The 23708-nt window shown below is 33.6% G+C and carries 17 protein-coding genes and 1 pseudogene; 4 read left to right on the forward strand and 14 right to left on the reverse strand.

The features are described 5' to 3' along the window. Window positions 1–137 precede the first annotated feature (137 nt). The 3 genes from ACP7BT_RS08745 to ACP7BT_RS08755 form a co-directional block, all read right to left on the reverse strand. The gene (locus ACP7BT_RS08745; RefSeq protein WP_041079362.1) at window positions 138–1112 is read right to left on the reverse strand and encodes an SMP-30/gluconolactonase/LRE family protein; all 975 of its coding nucleotides are present in this window, start codon (window positions 1110–1112) and stop codon (window positions 138–140) included. A gap of 188 nt (window positions 1113–1300) precedes the next feature. After that, window positions 1301–2584, reverse strand: a complete 1284-nt coding sequence (locus ACP7BT_RS08750; protein WP_041079363.1) for a hydroxymethylglutaryl-CoA reductase, degradative — start codon at window positions 2582–2584, stop codon at window positions 1301–1303. A gap of 2 nt (window positions 2585–2586) precedes the next feature. Next, a complete protein-coding gene (locus tag ACP7BT_RS08755) occupies window positions 2587–3738 on the reverse strand; it encodes a thiolase family protein (protein ID WP_002482281.1) in 1152 nt (383 codons plus the stop codon). 104 nt (window positions 3739–3842) lie between these two features. Between ACP7BT_RS08755 and ACP7BT_RS08760 the strand changes: the two genes are divergently transcribed. After that, a complete protein-coding gene (locus tag ACP7BT_RS08760) occupies window positions 3843–5012 on the forward strand; it encodes a hydroxymethylglutaryl-CoA synthase (RefSeq protein ID WP_041079364.1) in 1170 nt (389 codons plus the stop codon). A gap of 255 nt (window positions 5013–5267) precedes the next feature. On the opposite strand, the gene ACP7BT_RS08765 is transcribed toward ACP7BT_RS08760, so the two are convergent. Both ACP7BT_RS08765 and ACP7BT_RS08770 read right to left on the reverse strand, forming a co-directional pair. Then, window positions 5268–6857, reverse strand: coding sequence for a BCCT family transporter (locus ACP7BT_RS08765; protein WP_174543799.1), 1590 nt, complete (start codon window positions 6855–6857; stop codon window positions 5268–5270). A 133-nt stretch (window positions 6858–6990) separates the two neighbouring features. Next, window positions 6991–7524 (reverse strand): methylated-DNA--[protein]-cysteine S-methyltransferase, encoded by a 534-nt coding sequence (locus ACP7BT_RS08770; protein ID WP_041079365.1) that lies wholly within the window; start codon window positions 7522–7524, stop codon window positions 6991–6993. A 120-nt stretch (window positions 7525–7644) separates the two neighbouring features. On the opposite strand from ACP7BT_RS08770, the gene ACP7BT_RS08775 reads away from it, so the two are divergent. Next, entirely contained in the window at window positions 7645–7917 is a 273-nt protein-coding gene (locus ACP7BT_RS08775; RefSeq protein WP_002482277.1) for a YrhK family protein, read from the forward strand. Window positions 7918–8013: 96 nt separating this feature from the next. Here ACP7BT_RS08775 and ACP7BT_RS08780 read toward each other — a convergent pair. The 7 genes and pseudogenes from ACP7BT_RS08780 to ACP7BT_RS08810 all read right to left on the reverse strand — a co-directional run bounded on the left by ACP7BT_RS08780 (window position 8014) and on the right by ACP7BT_RS08810 (window position 19073). Continuing rightward, window positions 8014–9425, reverse strand: a pseudogene (locus tag ACP7BT_RS08780) (MFS transporter). 230 nt (window positions 9426–9655) lie between these two features. Further along, window positions 9656–10348, reverse strand: a complete 693-nt coding sequence (locus ACP7BT_RS08785; protein ID WP_041079366.1) for an alpha/beta hydrolase — start codon at window positions 10346–10348, stop codon at window positions 9656–9658. A gap of 42 nt (window positions 10349–10390) precedes the next feature. Beyond that, window positions 10391–10855, reverse strand: coding sequence for a hypothetical protein (locus ACP7BT_RS08790; RefSeq protein WP_037537604.1), 465 nt, complete (start codon window positions 10853–10855; stop codon window positions 10391–10393). 261 nt (window positions 10856–11116) lie between these two features. Further along, complete coding sequence (locus ACP7BT_RS08795) at window positions 11117–12292, reverse strand: M20 family metallopeptidase (protein WP_041079367.1); 1176 nt, start codon at window positions 12290–12292, stop codon at window positions 11117–11119. 89 nt (window positions 12293–12381) lie between these two features. Continuing rightward, complete coding sequence (locus tag ACP7BT_RS08800) at window positions 12382–13779, reverse strand: MFS transporter (protein ID WP_041079369.1); 1398 nt, start codon at window positions 13777–13779, stop codon at window positions 12382–12384. A gap of 318 nt (window positions 13780–14097) precedes the next feature. Beyond that, the gene (gene aryK / locus ACP7BT_RS08805; protein ID WP_041079371.1) at window positions 14098–16380 is read right to left on the reverse strand and encodes a transcriptional regulator AryK; all 2283 of its coding nucleotides are present in this window, start codon (window positions 16378–16380) and stop codon (window positions 14098–14100) included. A gap of 182 nt (window positions 16381–16562) precedes the next feature. Beyond that, window positions 16563–19073, reverse strand: coding sequence for an MMPL family transporter (locus ACP7BT_RS08810; protein WP_069821616.1), 2511 nt, complete (start codon window positions 19071–19073; stop codon window positions 16563–16565). A 147-nt stretch (window positions 19074–19220) separates the two neighbouring features. On the opposite strand from ACP7BT_RS08810, the gene ACP7BT_RS08815 reads away from it, so the two are divergent. Then, entirely contained in the window at window positions 19221–19775 is a 555-nt protein-coding gene (locus ACP7BT_RS08815) for a TetR/AcrR family transcriptional regulator (protein WP_041079375.1), read from the forward strand. A 179-nt stretch (window positions 19776–19954) separates the two neighbouring features. Here the strand turns inward: ACP7BT_RS08815 and pruA are convergent, their stop codons facing one another. Then, a complete protein-coding gene (gene pruA / locus ACP7BT_RS08820) occupies window positions 19955–21499 on the reverse strand; it encodes an L-glutamate gamma-semialdehyde dehydrogenase (RefSeq protein WP_041079377.1) in 1545 nt (514 codons plus the stop codon). Between the two features lie 340 nt (window positions 21500–21839). On the opposite strand from pruA, the gene ACP7BT_RS08825 reads away from it, so the two are divergent. Then, window positions 21840–22910: an acyltransferase family protein gene (locus ACP7BT_RS08825; RefSeq protein ID WP_002482266.1), complete on the forward strand. Its 1071-nt coding sequence runs from the start codon at window positions 21840–21842 to the stop codon at window positions 22908–22910. A 111-nt stretch (window positions 22911–23021) separates the two neighbouring features. Here the strand turns inward: ACP7BT_RS08825 and ACP7BT_RS08830 are convergent, their stop codons facing one another. Next, window positions 23022–23603, reverse strand: a complete 582-nt coding sequence (locus tag ACP7BT_RS08830; RefSeq protein ID WP_041079378.1) for a DUF4064 domain-containing protein — start codon at window positions 23601–23603, stop codon at window positions 23022–23024. Window positions 23604–23708: the final 105 nt, after the last annotated feature.

A 23708-nucleotide genomic window follows, 5' to 3' on the forward strand; every position in this document is an offset into this window, starting at 1 on the left:
AGATGACGTCTTGCTGTTTAATTCAAGCCAAAACGCATACCTAAAAAAGTGGTGGCTCAATGTTTTCAGTCATCTGCTGCCAAATAAGAATAAGCGTCCGAGACATCTATTCATGTCTCGGACGCTTATTTTATATATTAATGAAATTGATAACTTTGATGACCTTTAGCAAATGCTTTAACAGTGTATATCCATGATCCCCCATCATTTTCGATGTCATTTGCACAAATGATGAGTTGGTCTGTACCTGGTATAAACGCTGGATGTGTCGATCTTAACATGTGACCTTGATCCCGCCCTGGCATTAATATCTGACCAATAGGCGAACCTTTTTTATTAAAAACGAGAACTTTTCCTTGACCATACATGGCAACATACAAATTATCATCGCTATCAATACAGCACGAGTCTGGACCCTCATGACCTGTAAAATAATATGGAATGGAAGCACCAAATGGCGCAATTGTCACCCCATCCTCTAATAAATCGATACGGTGTAAACGATTGGCATTCGTTTCTGTTACCCACAATGTTTTTTCATCTGTGCTTAAAGCTACACCGTTAGCAACTGCAAGATTTTGTATGACTGGTGTAATTGATTTAAAATCTGGCGATACATAATAAACGCCACCTTTGAGATTAGTAGAATAACCACGGAAATCAGTAAAATAAAACCCACCTTTACTATCAAAGACAAGATCATCAATACAGTATTCAGTTCCAATATCTGAAACGATATCTTGCGCGTCATTACCGTCAGCATCTACCATGAAGATTCCTCCAGTGCTCTCAAAATCCCCTAAATAGCAGACAAATAGTCTGCCATCTTTATGAATTTTGACGGCTGCTGGGTTTTGTTTATGCGATTTAAATAGTTCAGTGACTTTTTTATCTGGTAAATTCACATGAAAAATCGTACCACCAAACACTTCACAAAGTAATAAGTTACCTTGTCTATCAAAGCATAATCCTTCTAACTGTAATCCTTGTTTAGATATTTCTAGCCAAGGTTCGGCAGTGACTGTAGGTAATTGTTGCTCATGTGCAGGTATTGGTGCGACACTATTTTCTCCATCTTTATAAGCTAGTACTGGCAATTCATTTGAATCCATAAAGCTCCACCCCTTTTTTAATTACTCATCTTCTTAATTATATCCAAAGCCTTTCATAAAATAAAATAATTTCATTTCCTGAATCGTGCGTATATATCTAACGCTTATAATAAAAACCCCTTTTAATGAGAAATTAAAAGGGGTTAAATAATTAATAAATGACTCTATTATAATCATTCGTATTGTACTTATTGTTTTTGTAATCTTAATTCGTCTAATAATTGTTGGGCAACAGCTGTATTCGCTCTTGGTTGTGTTTTTAACATATCCGCAATTTGTGCTATTTCCTCACCTTGCGCACCAACAACGATTGCTAAAGATTTATATTGTAAGCTCATATGTCCTTGTTGAATACCCTCAGATACAAGCGCACGACAAGCTGCAAAGTTTTGTGCTAAACCAACTGCCGCAACAACATGACCAAGTTCTTGCGCAGAATCTACTTTCATTAAATCCAGAGATGCTTTTGCAATAGGTAACACTTTCGTGCCTCCACCTACCGTTGCAAGTGTCATTGGTACTTCAATTGTTCCCACTAAAGTTTGTCTTTCTTCATCATATTTCCATGTTGCTAAACCACGATATTGACCATCTTTACTTGCATAAGCATGCGCTGTAGCTTCTGCACCTCTAGTATCATTGCCTGTTGCGAGTACAACTGCATGTATGCCATTCATGACACCTTTATTATGTGTAGCTGCACGATGGATATCAACTTGAGCTAATACAGAAGCCCGTTCCATTCGCTTAGCAACTGCTTCGCCATCTCGATCACCTTTAGATAACGCATCAACTGTAATTTCACCTTGTACCTTTACTACAGAAGCTGTGGCATGATTCGACAAGATACTCATTAATATATCAACGTCTTTTAATTCATTTTTAAGATACGCTGTTATACCTTCTAATATGGTATTTAACATATTCGCACCCATTGCATCTTTGGTATCTACGGATACTTTTAATGATAATAACCCTTCATTTGGAAAAGTATCAATATCTATTGTACGATAGCCGCCACCTCTTTCTATAATAGAAGGATACACTTCATCCGCAATTTGTTTAATTTGCGTTTCGAGATTATATATCTGTTGTGATAGTATCTCAGTATCGGATACTCCATCAAAAACGATTTGACCAATCATTAGACGTTCACTAGAAATAACTTTAAATCCACCTGTCTGATTGACAAGTTTTGCACCGTAACTTGCCGCTGCTACTACAGATGGTTCTTCAACCATCATCGGTACCACGTAAGATTTATCATCTACTATAATTTCTGGCAATAAACCGACAGGTAATGTTCCTTGTCCAATGACATTTTCAATTAAACTATTCGCAATTTCTTCAGGGATTAAAGTATTATTTAACAAAGTATTTTTATTTTCCTCATTTAACCAACCTTTTTGAACTAACGTGTTTAACTTGTCTTCTCTTGATAAATGACGAAATGATTTGTCTAATGCTTCCATTATTAAACCTCTCTTTCTATAGCAATAGCGATACCTAAACCGCCACCAATACAAGCAGTAGCAATGCCTGTTTGTTTATCTTCTTGTGTTAAAATATTTACAAGTGTTGTAACTAAACGCGTACCACTTGCACCTATAGGGTGTCCCAAGGCAATCGCTCCACCATATAAATTGAGTTGTTCTTCAGCTATACCTAGATTTTTACTTACTGGTATACTCTGCGCCGCAAAAGCTTCTGTCATTTCAACCACATCAAAGTCTTCTATCGCTTTATCAGCTTGGTTTAATAATTTTGTAACTGCATGATATGGTGCATAACCCATTAACTCTGGATCACAGCCTATTTCTGCATGTGCTCCAACAAATGCTAATATTTCAAAACCATTTTCTTTGGCATAAACTTCATCCATCAAGATAATTGTTGATGCCCCATCATTAATGCTTGAAGCATTGCCACCTGTCACAGTACCGTCTTCTTTAAAGATTGTTTTTAGTGTACTTAATTTTTCAACACTACTATTGCCACGAATACCTTCATCTGTCGTCATCCAGTCTCCGTTTACATCTTCTAAAGGTACAATTTCATTTTCAAATTTCTTAGCTTGTGTGGCTTGATGTGCTTTCAGTTGTGATTCATTAGCAAACGCATCTTGCGCTTCACGTGTCACATCATATTTTTCAGCAATTTTTTCCGCTGTAATACCCATAGGTACATTCATAAAGGCATCAGTAAGACCATCATGCATAAAGCTATCAACAGGTGTTTCACTGTCATTTAAAATGAGTTGAGGCGCATTCGTCATACTTTCAACACCGCCAACTGCTACGACTTTGGCTTCACCTAATTGTATTAATTGTTTTCCTAAAATAATGGATTTCAATCCTGAACCACAGACTTCATTTATTGTCATAGCTGGTGTTGTATTAGGCACGCCAGCATTAATAGCGATTTGACGTGCTGGATTTTGTCCATTGCCAGCTTGTAGTACATTACCATATATGACTTGCTCAATATTTTGTGAATCTAAATTTATAGCTTTTATAGCAGCTTCCAATGTTTTAGTGCCAAGTTCTACTGCTGAATAATGACTTAACTTTCCTTTAAATCTCCCTATCGGTGTACGCTTAGCACTTACAATTGCGATTTTATTCATGTTCATTCTCCTTTATATCTCTTTTTCAAATCATTGTATTTTATTGTCACGATTTGGTATGATACAATTGCTTATTTATATATAGAAAGGTGTCGATACGCTTTATGACAGTTGGTATTGATCAAATTAATTTTTATGTTCCAAGATTTTATGTAGACATGGCTAAGCTTGCCGAATCCCGTCAAGTAGACCCAAACAAATATTTATTAGGTATTGGCCAAACTGAAATGTCAGTAAGTCCAATGAGCCAAGACATCGTTTCAATGGGTGCAAATGCTGCCAAAGCGATTGTTACAGATGAAGATAAAAAACAAATTAGTATGGTTATTGTTGCAACTGAATCTGCCATTGATTCAGCTAAAGCATCTGCAGTACAAATACATAACTTGCTAGGCATTCAACCATTTGCTCGTTGTATTGAAATGAAAGAAGCTTGCTATGCAGCTACACCTGCCATTCAATTAGCTAAAGATTATTTAGCACAACGTCCAGATGAAAAAGTGCTTGTTATCGCTAGTGATACAGCGCGTTATGGTTTACATTCTGGCGGCGAACCAACACAAGGTGCTGGTGCAGTAGCTATGATGATTTCACAAAATCCACGCATTCTTGAACTAAATGACGATGCCGTTGCATTTACAGAAGATGTCTATGATTTTTGGCGTCCAAGCGGACAAGCTTATCCACTTGTAGATGGTGCTTTATCTAAAGATGCTTATATTCGTTCATTCCAAGAAAGTTGGCAAGAATATGCACGTCGCTACAACAAATCATTAGCTGATTTTAAATCTTTATGTTTCCATGTACCATTTACTAAAATGGGCAAAAAAGCACTTGATTCTATTTTAACAGATGACATTGATGCTGAAACAAAAGAACGTTTAACTTCAGGTTACGATGCAGCCACTTATTATAATCGTTATGTAGGTAATATTTATACTGGCTCACTTTACTTGAGTTTGATTTCTTTACTTGAAACACATGATTTATCTGCAAACGATACGATTGGCTTATTTAGTTATGGTTCAGGATCTGTTGGCGAATTCTTCAGTGGTAAAATCGTAGATGGCTACCAAGATGTACTTGATATTCAAGGACATAAAGATTTATTAAATAACCGCGAAGAAATTTCAGTCGAAACTTATGAATCATTCTTTAACCGTTTCGACAATTTAGAATTTGATCATGAAACTGAGTTAGAAAATGAAAAAAATACTATCTTCTACCTTGAAAGTATTAATGATCATATCCGTAATTATAATACCTTAAATTAGATTTTAAATCACTAAATCTTATCACCTACGAACGACATCCTTTAAATTGTCTTATTTATTGTATACATTTTAATCAAATGTCCGTTGTTCGTTATAAATTCAAGTTCAAAATTATTAATTAATAATGAGCGCTTTCATACTTCAGTTTCACTGATGTAATGAAAAGCGCTTTTTATATTCAATAAACAAATCCACCTCAAAAATTGTTTGAATTCTTTGAGGCGGATATAGGTTTAACCGTAATAACAACAAATGTTATTCGTATCTTTTTCTATTTTCTTCTTCAATCAATTTTGTATATGTTTCACTTCGTTTTTCATTTATTTTTAATGTTAATCCCAAGGCTTTTCTCTCACTATTAGCATCCTTATAGAAGGAAACCATCATTAGAAAAACAACAACACTAAATGGAAGTGCTGAAATAATGGCAGCTGATTGTAAAGCGCTTAGTCCAGTATCTCCACCTGCTAACAATAATACATAGGCAATAGCTGCTAAAGCCAAACCCCAAACAATTTTTATAAAACCTGAAGGATTTAATGTTCCATATGCAGTTTGCATTCCCAGTACATATGTCGCAGAGTCGGCAGAGGTAATAAAGAAAGAAGCTATCAACGCTAATGCTACAATTGATAATATAAATCCAAATGGCAATTCATTAAAGATGCCAAACAGTTGCGTTTCTGGTGGCATTTTTAAAATGCTTGAATGCGATTGGCCCACTGTAATACCTGTAGCACCAAAAGCACTAAACCAAATAATACTTATAACAACTGGAACACCCAAGACTGCAATGATGAATTCTCTAATACTTCTCCCTTTGGAGATTCTAGCAATGAACGTACCAACAAACGGACTCCAGCTCATCCACCAACCCCAATAATAAATAGTCCAAGATTGAAGCCACTTACTTTTCTGTTCGTTCAACGGCGCTACGTCTAAACTATTAAATACAAGTGAGTTTAAATAATCACCTGTACCACTCGTCATCATGTTGAGGATAAGTAATGTTGGACCAACGACAAATATGACAATTAACAATATCGCTGCTAGAACCATATTCAAATTACTTAAGTACTGTATGCCTTTACTTAATCCACTCCATGCGCTGTATAAAAACAATACGGTAACGATTGCAATAATAATACCTTGTACAACTGAATTACTTGGTACACCAAATAAATAATGCAAGCCACCATTAATTTGAATCGCACCGACACCTAAAGAAACAGCAACACCAATCACTGTTGCAAATACAGCGAGTATATCAACGATGTTACCAATTGGCCCATCTACTTTATCACCTAATATAGGTCTCAATGTTCTTGAAATAAGACCATTTTCACCTTTACGAAACTGAGAATAAGCAAGACCTAAGGCAACAATACCGTATACTGCCCATGGATGAAATCCATAGTCAATAAATGACGACTTAAAAGCTTCAGCCATAGCCGCTTTTGTTTCTGGATCTGCTGTTGGCGGTGCCATATAGTGGGATATTGGCTCAGAAGCACCGTAAAATACTAAACCGATACCCATACCAGCACTAAATAGCATAGCAAGCCAGGAAACTGTTTTAAATTCTGGTTTATCTTTTGGTTTTCCTAACTTTAACTTTCCTATTGGACTGAATAATAAGAAAATACAAAATCCTAATATAGCAGTATAAAGTAGCATATAGTACCAACCAAACGTCTCAGAGACCCATGTTGATATATTGCCACTAACTGTTCCGAATTGTTGTGGAAAAATTGCACCCACAATCACTAGCAAGCCAATTACTGCTGTAGAATATAAAAATACACTTGAAAATCCCTTTTTTTCCTTTAACAGAACACTCACCATCCCTAAATAATTTAATAAAGACGGTTATCACGATATCATACTGAGCTAATTAATCAACTCTATTTAGAAAAACTTTACAATCCGTAATTAGAAAGTGCAAAGCTCAATACATGTAGGTGTTCATTAGACTGCATCAAGGTTTCGTACTGTGCTTGGGTCTATAAAATACATTCATGTCTAGACCCTCTAATTTTAACAATTCTATTTTGGTATCTATGCCACCACCATAACCAGTCAAGCTTCCATCTTTTCCTACAACTCTGTGACAAGGAATGATAATAGAAATCGGATTACTACCAACTGCGCCACCAACAGCTTGAGATGACATCTTAGCTTCACCTCTTTTCTCAGCAATTTTTTGAGCAATTTCTCCATAGGTCCATGTTTCACCCTGTGGTATTTCCAAAAGTATTTGCCATACTTGTTCCTTAAATGATGTTCCAGTTGCTTTTAAAGGAAAATCTATTTTAGGATTATTTCCTGAGAAATACGCATCCAACCAACGTTTTGCTTTATCAAAAATTGGCAAATCAGCTGTCATTAATTCATCTTTATACTGTGTTTCAAAGTCTTTATGATTAGGTAGCCATAAACCCGTTATATTTTCCCCATCTGAAGTGAGTGCGATTTGACCAATTGTCGATTGATAATTACTTTTATAATGCATGGTATCCCCTCTTTTCCTTACTCATTTATTGGTTATAATCTTAATGCTTTCATCATTTCGTGTAAACTCGTAAGATGATATATTATAATATTTTCATTACTTACTAAAGGAGGACTGTACATGTCTAAATTCAAACAATCATCTAAACACTTAAATTTAAGTTTCCATCAAATCCAAGCATCTGACCGCATAACAGCCATTTACAAAGCACTTTACCAATTCAATGATGTCGTACTCGGCTTAGTTTTTCTAATTGGTAGTATTCTATTTTTTAATAGTTCAACTGTAACAAATGGTACGATATTATTTGTTATTGGTAGTATTCAAATGACTATAAGACCATTAATTGCCTTCGTACATGATTTACATCTTGCTTTTAAACGAAAGCAATAATGAATCTTGTTAAAGGATTTCCTAAGTTAAAACACAATTCCAAGATAAACCTGGTCAAACCATCTAATTATGCAGCGACCAGTTTTTTTATTTTTATTATCCTTCTGTCACTTGCCCCTTTTCGCCTTGTCTCACTTTTCGCGTTGGAATAACCAATGCACTTGCACATACGCCGCCTATAACCAAACATGTTCCAACTACAAACCCAATACTAGCAGCTGTATCAACTGTTTGTCCGCTTTGTGAAACTCCAGTAAATATGGACATCATAATCGCTATACCAAAGGCTCCACCAAGCGTTGAGCCCATTTTAAAAATACCAGATGCTACCCCAACTTTTTCTGCAGGAGTTGTTGAAACTGCGGTGCTTAAAGCCGGTGTAGCAAACAAGCCAGTACCTCCACCAAAGAAAACCGCAGCAATTAATGCGACTACTACATAAATTGAAGTATTAAAGAAAGTTAAACTAAATAACAATATACCTGTCGCTGTAAAAATAGGTCCAACAACCATTGCGCGTTTTGCACCAAAGCGCTTGATACTTTTTTCTCCTAATCGAACTACAAGTAACAATGTAATTAAATAGGGTATCGTTAACAAACCAGCTTGAAAAGTACTGAATTTCAAGCCACCTTGTGCATATATATTAAATAAAGCAATAACGCCTACACCAGTATTCAACAAAAAGTTAGCAATGACAGCACCAATAAAAGGTTTGTTTTTAAATAACTCCAAATCAATAAACGGTGATTGCTTTGCTTTTTCTACTTTATAAAAAATAAAAATACAGATAATAAATACGGCACTCAATATTAGCGTTGCTGAACTTACCATCCTAATTTATATCCTTATGTAATTACAAAACTGATACTAGCAATCATAATTACAAAGATAGTTAGACCAATATAATCAAAATGGTTAGATTGTGCTTTGACTTGTTTGCTTTCTGGCAGGTTTTTTACCAACAGCAATGCAACCAAGGACAAAAGTATAGAGAGTACAAAGATGGATTGCCACGATATAAACGTAGCCATTGCACCTGCAAAGAATGATGATAGGCCGGTCCCTCCAAATGCACCTATAGACCAAAAACTTAATGCTTTTTGTCTATCATCCCCTTCAAAGAAATCATTAACGATAGAAATGGTTGCTGGCATAATAATCGCTGCTGAAAAACCTTGCACAATTCTTCCCAAGAGCAACAAAGTGACATTACCAGAAATAATAAGCATCAATGATCCAATAATACTCAAAATTAGAGCAATACGCGTCATCTTAACCTTCCCAATTCTATCTGAAATGTTACCTGCTACAACCATAAAGACGCCAGTAACAAATGATGTCAAACTTACTGAAATGTTAACAATATCTGGACTTGCTCCAAAAGTTGCCTGTATCTTATGTCCACTATTTAAAAAAGATTGTGCAAATAGCCAATAAGTTAAAATAGATAAGCCAATTCCTACCAATAACTTATTGTCTGAAATTTTAGTAGTACCTTCTGTCATAAAAAAACATCCCCTATGTTTAAACTAATACGAAAATTCAGCTTAATATTTTTAAAATCATATATCCAACTCACTGCCCAAAACGTCATTTTACACATTATGGCTAAGAGCGGTATATTTAAAAATGATTTACACTTTGAATTTTAGCATTTTTTTAACATAAAAAGGATGAATCCACTTATTTTTGCGAATTTTCTGACAATAATCGTATTTCTTTTATCTGTCGCTACTTAAAATAATTTATTGATTGCTCTATTAAAATATTTCTTAAAATAATATTGGCGGTGCAGCCCTTTTCTATTTGTATCAAAATAAAATACGGATGTCTGTGATACTAGCAGTTCATTCAAAATATCTACTGCTGCCTCTGTTTGTGGCACCATATATTGGTTTAAGTGATTACTTTGTTTCCCTTCAAGTTGGCCGACATACCAGTAAATATGATGTGTTGAATTAATAATCGGTTGGGATTTCATAAACTTAACAAAGTCAGGGTACCAAACTGAAGGTGAAATTAATATATAATGCCCAAACGTATCTGCGTGTTTAAACAACGCATATAGCGATACGAGCCCACCAAATGAGGCACCTGCAATACCGATGTCTTTTCTATCCTGAGAAATACGGAAACATTTTCTTAAATACGGTATTACCGCATCAGCCACCCAAGTGATATACGCATCCGCTTGACCACCATATTCAATATCACCAACAACACTTTTCCAGGGTGTATAATCTTTTTTTCGGTTATTCGGCACGATACCAACAAATATAACGTCTTTTTTTACATCTTTAAATAAGTAGTCTCCATCTTGAACTATAACTAAAGGATAAGACTTACCGTTTGTCTTAAAATAATTCTTCGGTAATTTAATTTTTATTTCTTGGTGATGAAAAGATAGACTGAGTTCTCTTATACTCATAACGATCACCTCTTTCTATAACCAACTTAAAATGAACTGTTTTTATAAGAAATTATAAAGGTTAATATCGTTTTCTTTAGCATACTCTAAAGCTAATATTTCCAATATATTAATCATTGATGGATTGCCTTTAACTTTAATAAATTGAAATTTTAATCCATAATTTTCAGCTTTAATTTCTTTTGTTTCAGCTTCATCTAAGCTATTTTGTTCGGCAAATACTCTTCTGAATCTTGCAGTACCAGAGTCTGATTTCACATTAAATTGGCCTAATTTATCGTTTAAATCTTTTTGTGTTATTTTATAACCCGTCATATAAGCGCCTGCTTGGCCTACAAAGATAGGTTGCTTATTATTAAAAATAACAAAAATCCCTTTTTGACCTTCAACCTTGCTTCTGCTCTCTTTATCAAAAGCACATGCATTTGATTTATCATATTTAAAAAGCTTTTTTAGTGGTTTTTTATAATTATCAAGCAGTTCACTTATTTTTTTGTCACCGTTCATTTTAATCATCCTTTATCATTTTATTATCACTCTTTATATACACTATATCGTACTTTCATAAACTTACGGTAACATATATGTTTTTTGATTAATTTTATACAATACAAATAGAAACAGAATGATGATAAGCTACTTTATATAGCTATCTCATTCTGTTTCTATGTTTACAATAAAAATAAATGAACTTTATCGAAATGAATACTAGCATATGTCTCTATTCCTCATAAGGTACAAATGCTTTTCAATCATTGGGCTTATATTTTATTTTAAATAATTCATAACTGTAACACCTACAGCCTCTGCTGAGACACGTAAGGCTTTTTCACTGATATTGAATTTAGGATGGTGATGTGGATAGATGTTACCATCTTCTGGAGCAGCACCCGCATATATAAACGTACTAGGCAGCGCTTTTGCATAATACGCAAAATCTTCTGATGGTGGCTGAGCTTCACATCTTTCTACTTTTTGAACGGCATCCGTATCAGCACTTTGAATTGAGTCGACCACAAATTGCGTAAACTCTGGATCATTGTACAACGCTGGATAATCGTCATGATAATCTAATTCACATGTTACACCAAACGTAGCTTCTAAACCTTCTGTTAAACGTTGTATTTCTTTCTTAATCGTATGTTTTGTGTCATCTGTCAGTGCGCGAACGTCTCCTTCTATTTCGATACTGTCTTTAATAACATTAAATTGTCCTTTACCATCAAATGAGCCGATAGTAACAACACCTGTTTCAAATGGATTTAATCTTCTTGAAACAATTGTTTGAACTGCATTGACGAAATATGCGCCAGCAACAATACTATCATTGGCTGTATGTGGTGAGGAACCATGTCCACCTTGGCCATTCACTTTCAATTTAAAGAAATCCCTACCAGTTTGAACATACCCTTCACGATAATAAATGTTACATGCTGGCATGTGACTCATAACATGTACGCCTAATACATGATCAACGCCATTTAATACACCATCTTGAATCATTGCTTGTGCACCACCAGGTGGTACTTCTTCGGCTGGTTGGTGAATGATGACTACTTTCCCTTTGAATTGTGATTTTAATTCAATTAACGTTTCTGCAAGTATGAGCATATATGCTGTATGCGCATCATGACCACATGCATGCATGACACCATCATTTTTAGATGAAAAAGATAAACCTGTATCTTCTTCGATTGGTAAAGCATCAAAATCTGCACGAATTGCAATTGTTTTACCCGGTTTTCCACTATCAATCGTTACTTTCAAACCATTTGGTCCAACATTTGTCTCAACTTCACAGTCTTTATCTTTATAAAATGCTTCAATATATTTAGGTGTTTCTTCTTCGTGAAATGATAGTTCTGGATGCTCATGTAAATATCTACGTATTTCAATCATACGTGACTCTTTGTTTTTTAATATATCTATTAATTGTTTAACCATTATTATTCCTCCTAATAATCCTTTGTTTAATAACATGATACACTTTCTAGTTTCTCTATATGTGTTAAAACATTTATAATTGTTTTATTTTAACCCTTCGCTTTTGTTTTAGTAGCTGGCACCATAAACATGATAATGATTAAAGATAATAGTGCCATAATGACATTTAACCAAAGACCTGCGAATGCACCAATTTGAACATTTGTTGCACTTGCTATAACACCAAAAAGTGCGCCTGATAATGCAATACCAAATGCACCGCCAAGTGATGATGCCATTTTATATATACCTGAGGCAACGCCCACTTTATCTTCTGGAGAATTAGAAATTGCCATATCTGTAGACGGTGTCGCATAGAATCCTAAGCCTAAACCATATAATAAATAACCAATAATACAAACTACTACATAAATAACACTAGGTAAGAATGTCAGCGATATGAGCATAATACCTACCATATTAAAAAGTGTCCCTAATAGCATCGGCTTTTTAGCGCCCACCTTTTGCAATACTTTCTCACCTACACGGATCATTAATAACACAGTTATTAAGTAAGTAATGGATAACAGTCCTGTTTGAAATGCATTAAATCCTAGTCCTTGTTGTACAAATGTATTAGCAACTAAAAGTGCACCTGCAACACCATTCAATAGGAAATTAGATAATGTGGCACCTGTATATGCTTTATTATTAAATAATTTAAAATCAATTAATGGATTACCCACCCTGTTTTCAATTTTTAAGAATATGATTGTTGCTACTATAAATACAATAATAAGACCTAAAATCAATGGCGACTTGATACCGAATGTTCCACTTTGCGTTATAACAACGTTAATACTCAACATCATAATCACAAATAATATCAGTCCACTATAATCAAAACGTTGCTTCAGTGTGCTTTCTGATTTTGTTTCGGGTGTTCCTTTGATTAAATACATTGCTAATAATGCAATGATAATAGATAAAATATATATCCAGCGCCATCCCACAAAAGTAGCAACCATACCTCCAAATAATGATGCTAGTCCTGAACCTCCCCAAGATCCTATAGACCAGTAACTTAACGCACGTTGTCTCTCTTTTCCTTCAAAATAAGTTTTCATAATTGCTAATGTTGATGGCATAATAGCAGCCGCAGACAATCCTTGAATAACCCTTCCGACAATTAATAATAGTGGTAAATTACTGATAATGATTAATAATGACCCAATAATACTGAGCCATAAACCAATATAAGTAATTCTTACGCGTCCCACTTTATCAGCAAGACTCCCCGCACCTACAACAAACATACCTGAAAACAAAGCTGTAATACTAACTGCAATGCTAATTGTTCCAATATTACTATCAAAAGATTGTTGTAACGTTGGGACCACATTAAGTAAAGATTGTGCAAATAACCAAAACGTAACAACGCCTAACACAATACCTAATATGAGTTTATTATCCCCTTTATAATTTTGTGTATTTCCCTGTTGTGTCATTATACTTCCTCCTCTATCCAATTTAACTAATGACCATTAGGGAAGATAAGCTTTCATTGTAAATGCCCTTCATAGTAACATTTTCAACTCTATTAATTCGCTATCCTCTCTATCTCAAGTGTAGTGATTATCAATTAATAGCAATATATATTATTTGCTATTTTAACTATCTATTTATTGCATATGTATTATTTCTTCGACTGACCACAAAAATAGATGTATCATTTTTGTCTTTATAACAACATACCTTTCAAATTTTGATAAATAGAAAGAGGCTATTACAACAAAAGGTGCCTCCCCTTCGTTGTAATAGCCAATTCAACATAGATATTTTTTAAACTCTATAATTTGGACAGCATTCGTTAGCAATTTCAAGTGATATGTGATTGTATCATTGACTTTCACTTCACTAATGTCCATTTTCGGATATGAGATGCGATTAACATAAGCAATGGTTTCTTCATCCATACCATATCGCGTATTATAATCTTGCCAAACTGTATATAATGCCCCGTTATTTTTATCTAAGGTCATATGCTTAATTTTGTATGTTCCAGGATGTGCATTGATGATATTAATCTGATATTCCTTATGATTTAAATATTGTGCATGATGATTCAATATATAATATGGATTATAATGTTCTGCATCCCACATGACAATTTGAAAATGGTCAGTCGATCCAACAACCATACAATTTTCACTTTGATATAACACTTGATCGAACAGTTTTCTATAAAAGGCACTTGTAAAAAAGGCCGGCCTTTTTCCATCAAATTGATGATATAACTCAATACCAGTGAGTTGTGCACTTGAATCTTTTAATTTAAATTGTTCATGCAGCTCATAATTCAGCCAATAACCGATCATTTGAATTCTGTCATTCATTTCAATTAACTGTTCAAATATGATACCCGCTCTAAAATACTCTCCATTCGTTAAATGTGTATCTCCAGTCAACGTATTCCAATTTAATAATATAAACGAGATAGAACTTTGCTGAAGCTCTAATGTTTCAACAACCTTATTAAATTGTTCGTAAATATGTCGTTTCGCTAATTCATATTGCTGACTTTCTATAGATTGAAAATCAATCATATCATTCTGATTGGCTGAAAAAGCAATGCGATCAACAATACTGTCTGATTGTTCTAAAATTCGTTTCGCTTTATGAGGCGCTTCTAATTTCCCTATGTCCACATTCAGCACAATTTCCACATTTGTAAAATAATATTTAAAAAGAGCAACCAGCTGATTAAATATTGAATCTTGCTTACAATCAATATAAACTACAAATTTCAATAAATTATTATTTGGTAAGCCATTAAAAATATGTTCTAAAAGGTAAGTCAATTCTTGATAATATTGGGTGAAATTAATCGTACTTCTAGGTGGCGTAAGTTCGATGCCTAAACCAATTTGATGTTTTATTAAAAAATTAATTGATTCATCCACTTGCATGTAAGGATGTATATTGGGAATCATTTCATCACTCTCAATTTCCGAATGATTGATATGTCCCTGTTGAATGGGATCTTTGATAAGTATATGGTCTAATCCTAACATGGTCTTCACTTCAATTAACTGTCTCCTAACGCGATGTGTCAGGATTGTTTCGAGATAACCAACTTGAATAACGTGTTGATAGTGGGAAATGGATTTACCGTCATTTTGTAATGTGATATCAATTACTTTTTGTGCATCGGGTGATTGAACAATATCTCCTATATTTTGATCAATCAATAAAGATAAATAATATAAATAAGATTGATACGTTGTTGTGGTAGGACAATCATCTACTTTTATATGTTGTTCTTTCATTTGAAATTTAAGTCGGTAGTTCGATGGCGTGTATGTTGTTTCAGCTTTAAAGTACTTTAATAATGCGTTAGAGTTACTAAAGCCATTTTTATAGGCGATTTGTGTAATGGGTTCATTCGTGTAAATTAAATCATTTTTACACTGTTCAAGGCGCACATGATTCACATATTGATTAAATCCAACGCCCTTTTTTTGCTTAAACAATTTAGATAAATAAGCATCGCTAAGTCCAACCATGTCTGCCATTTCAGTAAGTTTAATCGATTCAGTATAATGTTTATCAATATATTCGCAAATATATGCTAACCTGTCATCTGCTACCAATGGCATTTGTGCTTGTATATTGGTAGTTGGTAAACACCGCATCATGATAAATATTAAATCTATGAGTTGTTGTTCGATATATAAACGGTAGAATTCACCTTTTCTAATATAGACAATGCCTATTTTGGCAACTGCATTCACAATTTGTTGGTAAATGACTTCTTGCAAAGTATTTTTATTTAAAATAAATGCTTTATCTTTATAATCATTCATATACTGTTTTAAGTATGATTCCGTTAAATGAATTGAAAGATATAATGTATCTTTATGAGTTGAAAATCGACATGACGCTCTATGATTAATCAGAAATACTTCGCCTTTTTGATAGGTTGTCACAGAGTCTCCATTAATCACTTTCATCATACCGTTTAGTACGAGCACAATGCGTAACCCTTCTTCTAAATCTGTAAGGCTATTAAAATTTTTATTAAATTCCACATTATATAGTTCTCTCATGTTGCACCTCTTATTAACTTATACTTCGTGTACGAGGACTAATTAATACTTTCATTTTAGCAAGATTAGCAAATTTTTGACAGTGACGCTTACGCAATCACGAAACAATTTGGTATATAAAAAAACGTAGGTATCACAGCCTAATGGCTATGTACCTACGCTTAATTCAACAATCGAATCTATTATTTTTTAACAAGTTTTTCTATCAATGCATTTAATTCACTGATATTGTCACTTTGTTTTGATAAGAGTGACATCAATGCTTTATCTTGTAGCTCTGAATCTTCATTTAATTTAGAAGTTGCTTCATGACATCTATCAGCATCATTATCTGCCTTACCTTGATAAGCTTTTAATGCTTCATATAAGAAATGTTGATTCGTAGACTGTTGAGCAATTTGATTATATAAAGCTTTTGTTTGTGCGTCAGTAGTAATCACATTTTTGTTGTCACGGTTATCATTTGAAGTTGCAATACTAAATGAACGATCATACTGTTCTTTCGATGCATTTTGATTTTGTTTCGCTTCTGGTTTTGAAGGCATTTTATCTTGTAATGCATGTCCTTCAATATCAACATGCGGTAAGATTCTATTTAACCAACCAGGAATGTACCAAGATGCTTTACCAAACAATTGTGTTAATGCTGGTATTAATAATAAACGGACGACAAATGCATCAAATAATACACCAAATCCAAGTGCAATACCCATGGATTTAATCATCACGTCATCTTGGAATACAAAGGCGATAAACACACTGAACATAATTAATGCGGCAGCGACAACAACTGGGCCACTTTCTTTAATACCAACTTTAATTGAGTGTTCATTATTGCGTGTCTTACTGTATTCTTCATGGATACGTGACATTAAGAACACTTCATAGTCCATTGCTAAACCAAATAACAGACCTATAGTTATAACAGGTAAGAATGCAAGTAATGGTCCAGTCGTATCCACACCGAATAAGCCTGACATAAATCCTTCTTGCATAATTAAAGTTGTAAAGCCTAGTGTTGCAACTAATGAAAGTACAAAGCCTAATACCGCTTTAAGTGGAATAATAATTGAACGGAATACAATCATTAACAAGATAAACGCTAATGCTACGATAACACCTGCAAATAACGGAATCGCTTCATTTAATTTTTGAGACATGTCTATATTGATGACACTTTGTCCTGACACTTCTGTCTTGAAACCATATTTATCTTTAGCATCATCATTATAATCTCTTAAATCATGAACTAAATCATTTGTAGATTCTGCGTTAGGTCCTTTTTCTGGAATTACCGCAATTAAGGCATAATCTTTGTTTTTACTCAATTGTGGTGGTGTCACCATATCAACATTATCTTTTTTATCGATATCTTTCGTCATATCTTGTAAATCTTTTTGTAATGCTTGTGGGTTATCATTCTCATCTTTAACATTCACAAGCATGGCAATTTGACCGTTATAGCCTTCGCCAAATTTATCAGATACAATATCATACGCTTTCTTCTGCGTACTATCTGCTGGTTTCATACCATCATCTGGAATACCCAATCTCATGTTACTAATTGGTATTGCAGCTACGACTAATATAATAAGTCCTATAAGTACAGCAGCTAATGGTTTACCGACGACAAATTTAGACCATTTTGTGTCTACATCGTTGTCAAATTCTGATTTCGTTTTTTTCGGTTTGATTTGTTTATGGAAAATACTGATTAAAGCTGGTAACAATGTCAACGCACTAATAACCGCTACAAGCACACTGATTGAGGAGGCATAACCCATGATAGCTAGGAAATCAATGCCAACTAACGATAAACCACAAACAGCTATAATTACAGTTACCCCAGCAAAGATAACGGCACTTCCTGCAGTACCTACTGCTAAACCAACTGCTTTAATATGATTCGATTCCGTCTTAACAATCTGACGGTATCTAAATAATATAAATAAAGCGTAATCTATACCTACAGCTAAGCCAATCATTACCGCTAATGTTAATGTTACATTAGGGATATCGAAAGCATATGTAAGTAACGAAATAATACCTACACCTGTACCTAAGCCAAGTAATGCACTAATAATTGGCATACCAGCCGCAATAAATGACCCAAATGTAATGAGAAGCACAACAAACGCTACGATAATTCCGATTAATTCAGAAGAACCGCCAATTTCTGTGTTTTCCATACCTGTACCCATCAATTCAACTTGCACATTATGGTCATCTTCTAATTTATCGACTTTATCTTGCACATTATCCTTGCCATCTTGTGTCATAGACGTCGCAGAGATATCATAATTAATATCTGCAAATGCTGTCGTTTTATCTTTACTTATTTGTCTATTTTCGTATGGATCGGTAATGTTTTTAATATCTTTGTCATCATCTTTGATGTCTTTCAATGTATCCTTGATATCTTTTGTCATATCTTGTTTAACGATGCCATTATCGGCATCGCTTTTAAATACAACCCTTATTTGAGCCTTCTCGCTGTCTTGATTAAATTCATCTTCAATTTTATCGTTAGTATCAAGTGATTGCAAACCATTCATTGTGATATCATTATCAAATTTAGGTGCACTTACTGTAAGCGGGATAATAATTGCAGCAAGTATAATAACCCACGCAACGATACTCCACCATTTATGTTTGGCCACAAATGATCCTAACTTGTATAAAAACTTTGCCAATCTATTGCCTCCTCAGATAATCAACGTTATAGTTTAATTGTATAGTGTAGATTATTTATATTAACACAATAAACGCTGTGTACAATTAATAAAAGAATTAAAAACTGTAATATGCCTATTTAAACTACAGATTAGGAGAAATGTAGAATGAATGAAAAAGATTTACGAGTCATTAAAACCAAACGCGCTTTATCCACAAGCCTATATGTCTTGCTTGAGAAACATGCATTTTCAAACATCACGGTAAACCAAATTTGTAATGAAGCACTCACACATCGAACGACATTCTATAAACACTTCTATGATAAATACGATTTGCTTATTTATTTAATTACAGAAATCACAAAAGATTATTTTTCTATGGATATTAAAGATCGTATCAATAATCCCTTTAGTGTTATGGAAAGAACTTTAAATGATATTAACGAGTTGAAACGTGTTGGTGATAAACAATGCGATGATAAAGAATTCGAGCGTACAATCAGTAATTATTTCATCAAAATATTGCAAAATGATATTAAGGAAAATGAACATCGCATTTCAGTAGACGCAAGCGTTCCAACAGAATTGATATTTTATATTTACGCAACGAGTTTATATGGTTTTATGGAATGGATACGAGATAATGATATTCAACTAAGCGCACATGAAATCGACGTACTCTTCCAAAAATTAATCAATATCAAAGTTGAAGATGTTTAATCATTGTTGAAGTATTTTATATGATATGTCATTTCCATAATCTTAATTATAATGCCCTTTTTCAATGACATTAAAACTTATTACACTACAAAAAGGCGACGCCATTTTACTGGCATCGCCTTTTTCAATTTAAAGATCGTGTTATATTGATATGCTTTTAATAAATCACTTTATGCGATTTAAAACATTTCTGAAACTACTTTTTGTTCTAAGAAGTTTAATAAGTAGTCTGGACTTCCTGTTTTAGCATCTGTACCTGACATTTTGAAACCACCGAATGGGTGATATCCAACAACTGCAGATGTACAACCACGGTTCAGATATAAGTTACCAACATCGTATGATTCAACGGCTTCTATCCAGTTTTCGCGATTATTTGTAATCACAGCACCTGTTAAACCATAATCTGTATCATTCGCAATTTCTAATAATTCTTCAAAGTCTTTACCTTTAACAAAACCTACAACCGGGCCAAAGATTTCTTCTTGCATAATTTGGTCGCTCGATTTAAGGTCTGCTATAATAGTAGGCTCTACAAAGTATCCAGTAGCATCATCTGTACCGCCACCTTGTTTTAACTTGCCTTCTTTACTACCAATTTCAATATAATTTTTAATTTTATCGAATTGTTTTTGATTAATAACTGGTCCCATATACGTGTTATTTTCCGTATTGCCTACAGTTAAGTTTTTAGTTAATGCAACAGCTTTTTCTAAAACTTCATCATATACATCTTTGTGTACAATGGCACGTGAACAAGCTGAACATTTTTGACCAGAGAAACCAAAAGCAGACGATACGATTGATTCTGCAGCTAAATCTGTATCAATGTCTTTATCCACTACAATAGCATCTTTACCACCCATTTCAGCAATCACGCGTTTTAAGAATTGCTGTCCGTCTTGTACTTTGGCTGCTCTCTCAAAAATTCTAGTACCTGTTGCACGAGAACCTGTAAATGTAACGAAATGCGTGTGTACACTATCAACAAGATAATCGCCAATTTCTTTAGGATCACCTGGTACAAAATTCACAACACCTTTTGGTAATCCAGCTTCTTCTAAAATTTCCATTAATTTATATGCCGTTAATGGTGTATCTTCCGCTGGTTTTAAAAGTACTGTATTCCCTGCAACTACAGGTGCTAATGTTGTTCCTGCCATAATTGCAAACGGGAAATTCCATGGTGGGATAGTTACGCCTGTACCGATAGGTTTGTAGAAATATTTATTATGTTCTCCTTCTCTATCTAATACTGGTTTACCATCAGCAAGCTCCATCATTGATCTTGCATAATATTCAATGAAGTCAATACCTTCTGCAGCATCGCCGACCGCTTCATCCCATGGTTTACCTGCTTCATAAACCATTACTGCTGAGATTTCTTCTTTACGACGTCTAATAATAGCTGCAACTCTAATTAAAAATTCAGCACGGTCTTTGTGTGACCATCGTTTCCAAGATTTATAAGCTTCATTAGCTGCTTCAAATGCGTCATCCACATCTTTTTGAGTTGCTTTTGAAACTTCTGCAATCACTTCAGTTGTATTTGCAGGATTGATAGACTGATACGTATCTTTTGTGAATTTCTCTTCTCCATTAATAACTAAAGGAATTTTTTGATTTAATTCACCTTTAACTTTCTTTAATGCTTCTTTAAATGATTCAACATTCTTACTATCTGTAAAATCTATGCCTGGTTCATTGTGATAATTGACTACCATTTTTCTACCCCCATGTGAGTTTGTAAATAGAAAACTAAATGGAATCTTCCATTCTTAATGTCATTGTATATGTATCACACAATAAATGCAATCGCTTACATAAACTTTCCTAAAATTGAGTCGCTTCGAATCTATTTCCGTTCATTTTGCCACACTTTATATTATATTCGATATTTTTAATTGTGTAATGTTTATATTTTGTATTTTAAATTTAATAATTTGTTACTTAAAATTCGTGATTAGGTTATATTCTTATGTTATTATTTTAAATTATAAAACATTCGCTTTTATAATTATATTAAATTTTAAATTAAATGAACAATCGAGAGGTAAGCTATATATGAAAACATATACGTCAGTTATATTTTGGATGCGCACGATAGCTTGTTTAAGTATTGTTCTCATTCATTCTATTACAACTACATTTAGCAAAATGGATTTTGTAGGTCATGGAACTGCAATCAGAGTATTTCAATTAATGCTTATGTTCAGTACCCCATTATTTGTATTTATTTCTGAATTCTTATTAGCTAAAAATTATCACGTCAAAACAAAACCAGGATTTTTTAAGAATAAATTAATTTATTTAGGTATCCCCTATATAATCATTAACATTGGTATTGCACTATTCTATTTTGAATCCAAAACATTCGATCAATTCATGACACATCTGGGAGACACAATGTTCCATGGTGGTGCAGTGACATATTTCATTGTTATTATTTTCCAATTCTATATATTACATATACTTTTTGCAAAATATCTCATTAAATGGAAACCTGTCCCAGTGATTATTGGTGCCGTTATCTTTGCTACAATTTATTGGGCATTTAGACAATATGCACCACAGTCAGAACATCCAATCCTTGGTCTATTCTGGGAAAGAGAAGGCTGGATGCTCTTTTTAGGATGGATTAGTTACTTCTTACTTGGCTTTTACACTGGTATCTACTATGAAACTTTCATGAAGAAGATTAAAAAATATACTTGGCCAATTATTATTGGCGCAATAATAGCAACTTCTATATTAGTCGGTAACTATTTGTTTGGCATAAGCACGTGGGTAGAATCAAAACGCTTTGATATTCCTTTTTATGTAACGATGGTTATCCTAGTCTTTTTCTTATTCGCTTCATATGTTAAATATGTACCAAAATCCATATTATTTATAAGTAACTATTCCTTCTGTATCTACTTAATACATTACTTCTTCGTCCATGACTTAGGTTTGTTAAGAGCAGATAGTTCACTTAGAAATATTGCTTTCAATTTCATTATCACGTTAACCGTGTCCATTTGTTTAGCCTATATATTCAATTTGTCAAAATATGGTAAGTTTATCGTTGGTGGTATTGGCCATATAAAATATGACAAAGTATACGAAAGTTATAAACACGGTAAAATGGATTAAGCTGAAATGTTAATGTACGTCAATGCGCATTTACTACTTTCATTCAGTCATCTACGCTCTAAATTGGAAATAGCCTGAGACATCTATGTGTGTCTCAGGCTATTTTATTCGCTATTTTTTATAACGTGATTTCCTACTTAATTGTGTTGGTGCTTTATCTTGTTCTTCTGATTTATAATCATCCACTTCATGATATGTAGTTTTAGTATTACGTTTTTGATTGTTATGATGATGCTTTGCTTGTTCTTTTTTTCTATTTCCTTTAGCTGGTTGATAGCAATCATAAGATTTTTGTTTTTTTCTTACTAATAATAATATACCTGCTACTAACCAAAGTATAGCTGTTATCCAATTGAGTGTAAGAACTGTCACAAGTCCCAGTAAAATAAATATAATACCAACAAATTTTGGAAGTTTATTTGTTAATATTGCAAATATAATGGCAATCACTGTACAAACAATAACAACAATTAAAGCTAAAATAAATAGATTACTCACTAAGTCTACTATATTAGCTGGATCCATCTGTGATGCATTTTGATTATAAATATTACTCTGGTTTATTACTTCTATTAACTCATTTTTCACACTGACATCATTAAAAAATGGTGCAACGATAGCCATTAAAAAAATTAAAATAAATTGTAGAATAATACCAATCCATATGAGTATTTTTTCAGCAGTCCTTTTCATATGTCTCCTCCTAACATCATCTATGTTGTTTTCATACCCTGCTTTTCAATAACTTATGCACTGGTCTGTATGCCATTCAGTGACACGCGTTCAAGTAAATTACTT

Source organism: Staphylococcus sp. Y174-1, from assembly GCF_049897865.1.
In the GTDB taxonomy this organism is placed as follows: domain Bacteria; phylum Bacillota; class Bacilli; order Staphylococcales; family Staphylococcaceae; genus Staphylococcus; species Staphylococcus saprophyticus.

What these genes read in the sequence shown, in the direction of transcription:
- ACP7BT_RS08785 (WP_041079366.1), bottom strand. Translation starts at nt 10,348, where the DNA reads ATGAGTATAAGAGAACTCAGTCTATCTTTTCATCACCAAGAAATAAAA.
- ACP7BT_RS08800 (WP_041079369.1), bottom strand. Translation starts at nt 13,779, where the DNA reads ATGACACAACAGGGAAATACACAAAATTATAAAGGGGATAATAAACTC.
- ACP7BT_RS08755 (WP_002482281.1), bottom strand. Translation starts at nt 3,738, where the DNA reads ATGAATAAAATCGCAATTGTAAGTGCTAAGCGTACACCGATAGGGAGA.
- ACP7BT_RS08745 (WP_041079362.1), bottom strand. Translation starts at nt 1,112, where the DNA reads ATGGATTCAAATGAATTGCCAGTACTAGCTTATAAAGATGGAGAAAAT.
- pruA (WP_041079377.1), bottom strand. Translation starts at nt 21,499, where the DNA reads ATGGTAGTCAATTATCACAATGAACCAGGCATAGATTTTACAGATAGT.
- ACP7BT_RS08770 (WP_041079365.1), bottom strand. Translation starts at nt 7,524, where the DNA reads ATGCATTATAAAAGTAATTATCAATCGACAATTGGTCAAATCGCACTC.
- aryK (WP_041079371.1), bottom strand. Translation starts at nt 16,380, where the DNA reads ATGAGAGAACTATATAATGTGGAATTTAATAAAAATTTTAATAGCCTT.
- ACP7BT_RS08750 (WP_041079363.1), bottom strand. Translation starts at nt 2,584, where the DNA reads ATGGAAGCATTAGACAAATCATTTCGTCATTTATCAAGAGAAGACAAG.
- ACP7BT_RS08775 (WP_002482277.1), top strand. Translation starts at nt 7,645, where the DNA reads ATGTCTAAATTCAAACAATCATCTAAACACTTAAATTTAAGTTTCCAT.
- ACP7BT_RS08825 (WP_002482266.1), top strand. Translation starts at nt 21,840, where the DNA reads ATGAAAACATATACGTCAGTTATATTTTGGATGCGCACGATAGCTTGT.
- ACP7BT_RS08790 (WP_037537604.1), bottom strand. Translation starts at nt 10,855, where the DNA reads ATGAACGGTGACAAAAAAATAAGTGAACTGCTTGATAATTATAAAAAA.
- ACP7BT_RS08795 (WP_041079367.1), bottom strand. Translation starts at nt 12,292, where the DNA reads ATGGTTAAACAATTAATAGATATATTAAAAAACAAAGAGTCACGTATG.
- ACP7BT_RS08760 (WP_041079364.1), top strand. Translation starts at nt 3,843, where the DNA reads ATGACAGTTGGTATTGATCAAATTAATTTTTATGTTCCAAGATTTTAT.
- ACP7BT_RS08765 (WP_174543799.1), bottom strand. Translation starts at nt 6,857, where the DNA reads ATGGTGAGTGTTCTGTTAAAGGAAAAAAAGGGATTTTCAAGTGTATTT.
- ACP7BT_RS08815 (WP_041079375.1), top strand. Translation starts at nt 19,221, where the DNA reads ATGAATGAAAAAGATTTACGAGTCATTAAAACCAAACGCGCTTTATCC.
- ACP7BT_RS08830 (WP_041079378.1), bottom strand. Translation starts at nt 23,603, where the DNA reads ATGAAAAGGACTGCTGAAAAAATACTCATATGGATTGGTATTATTCTA.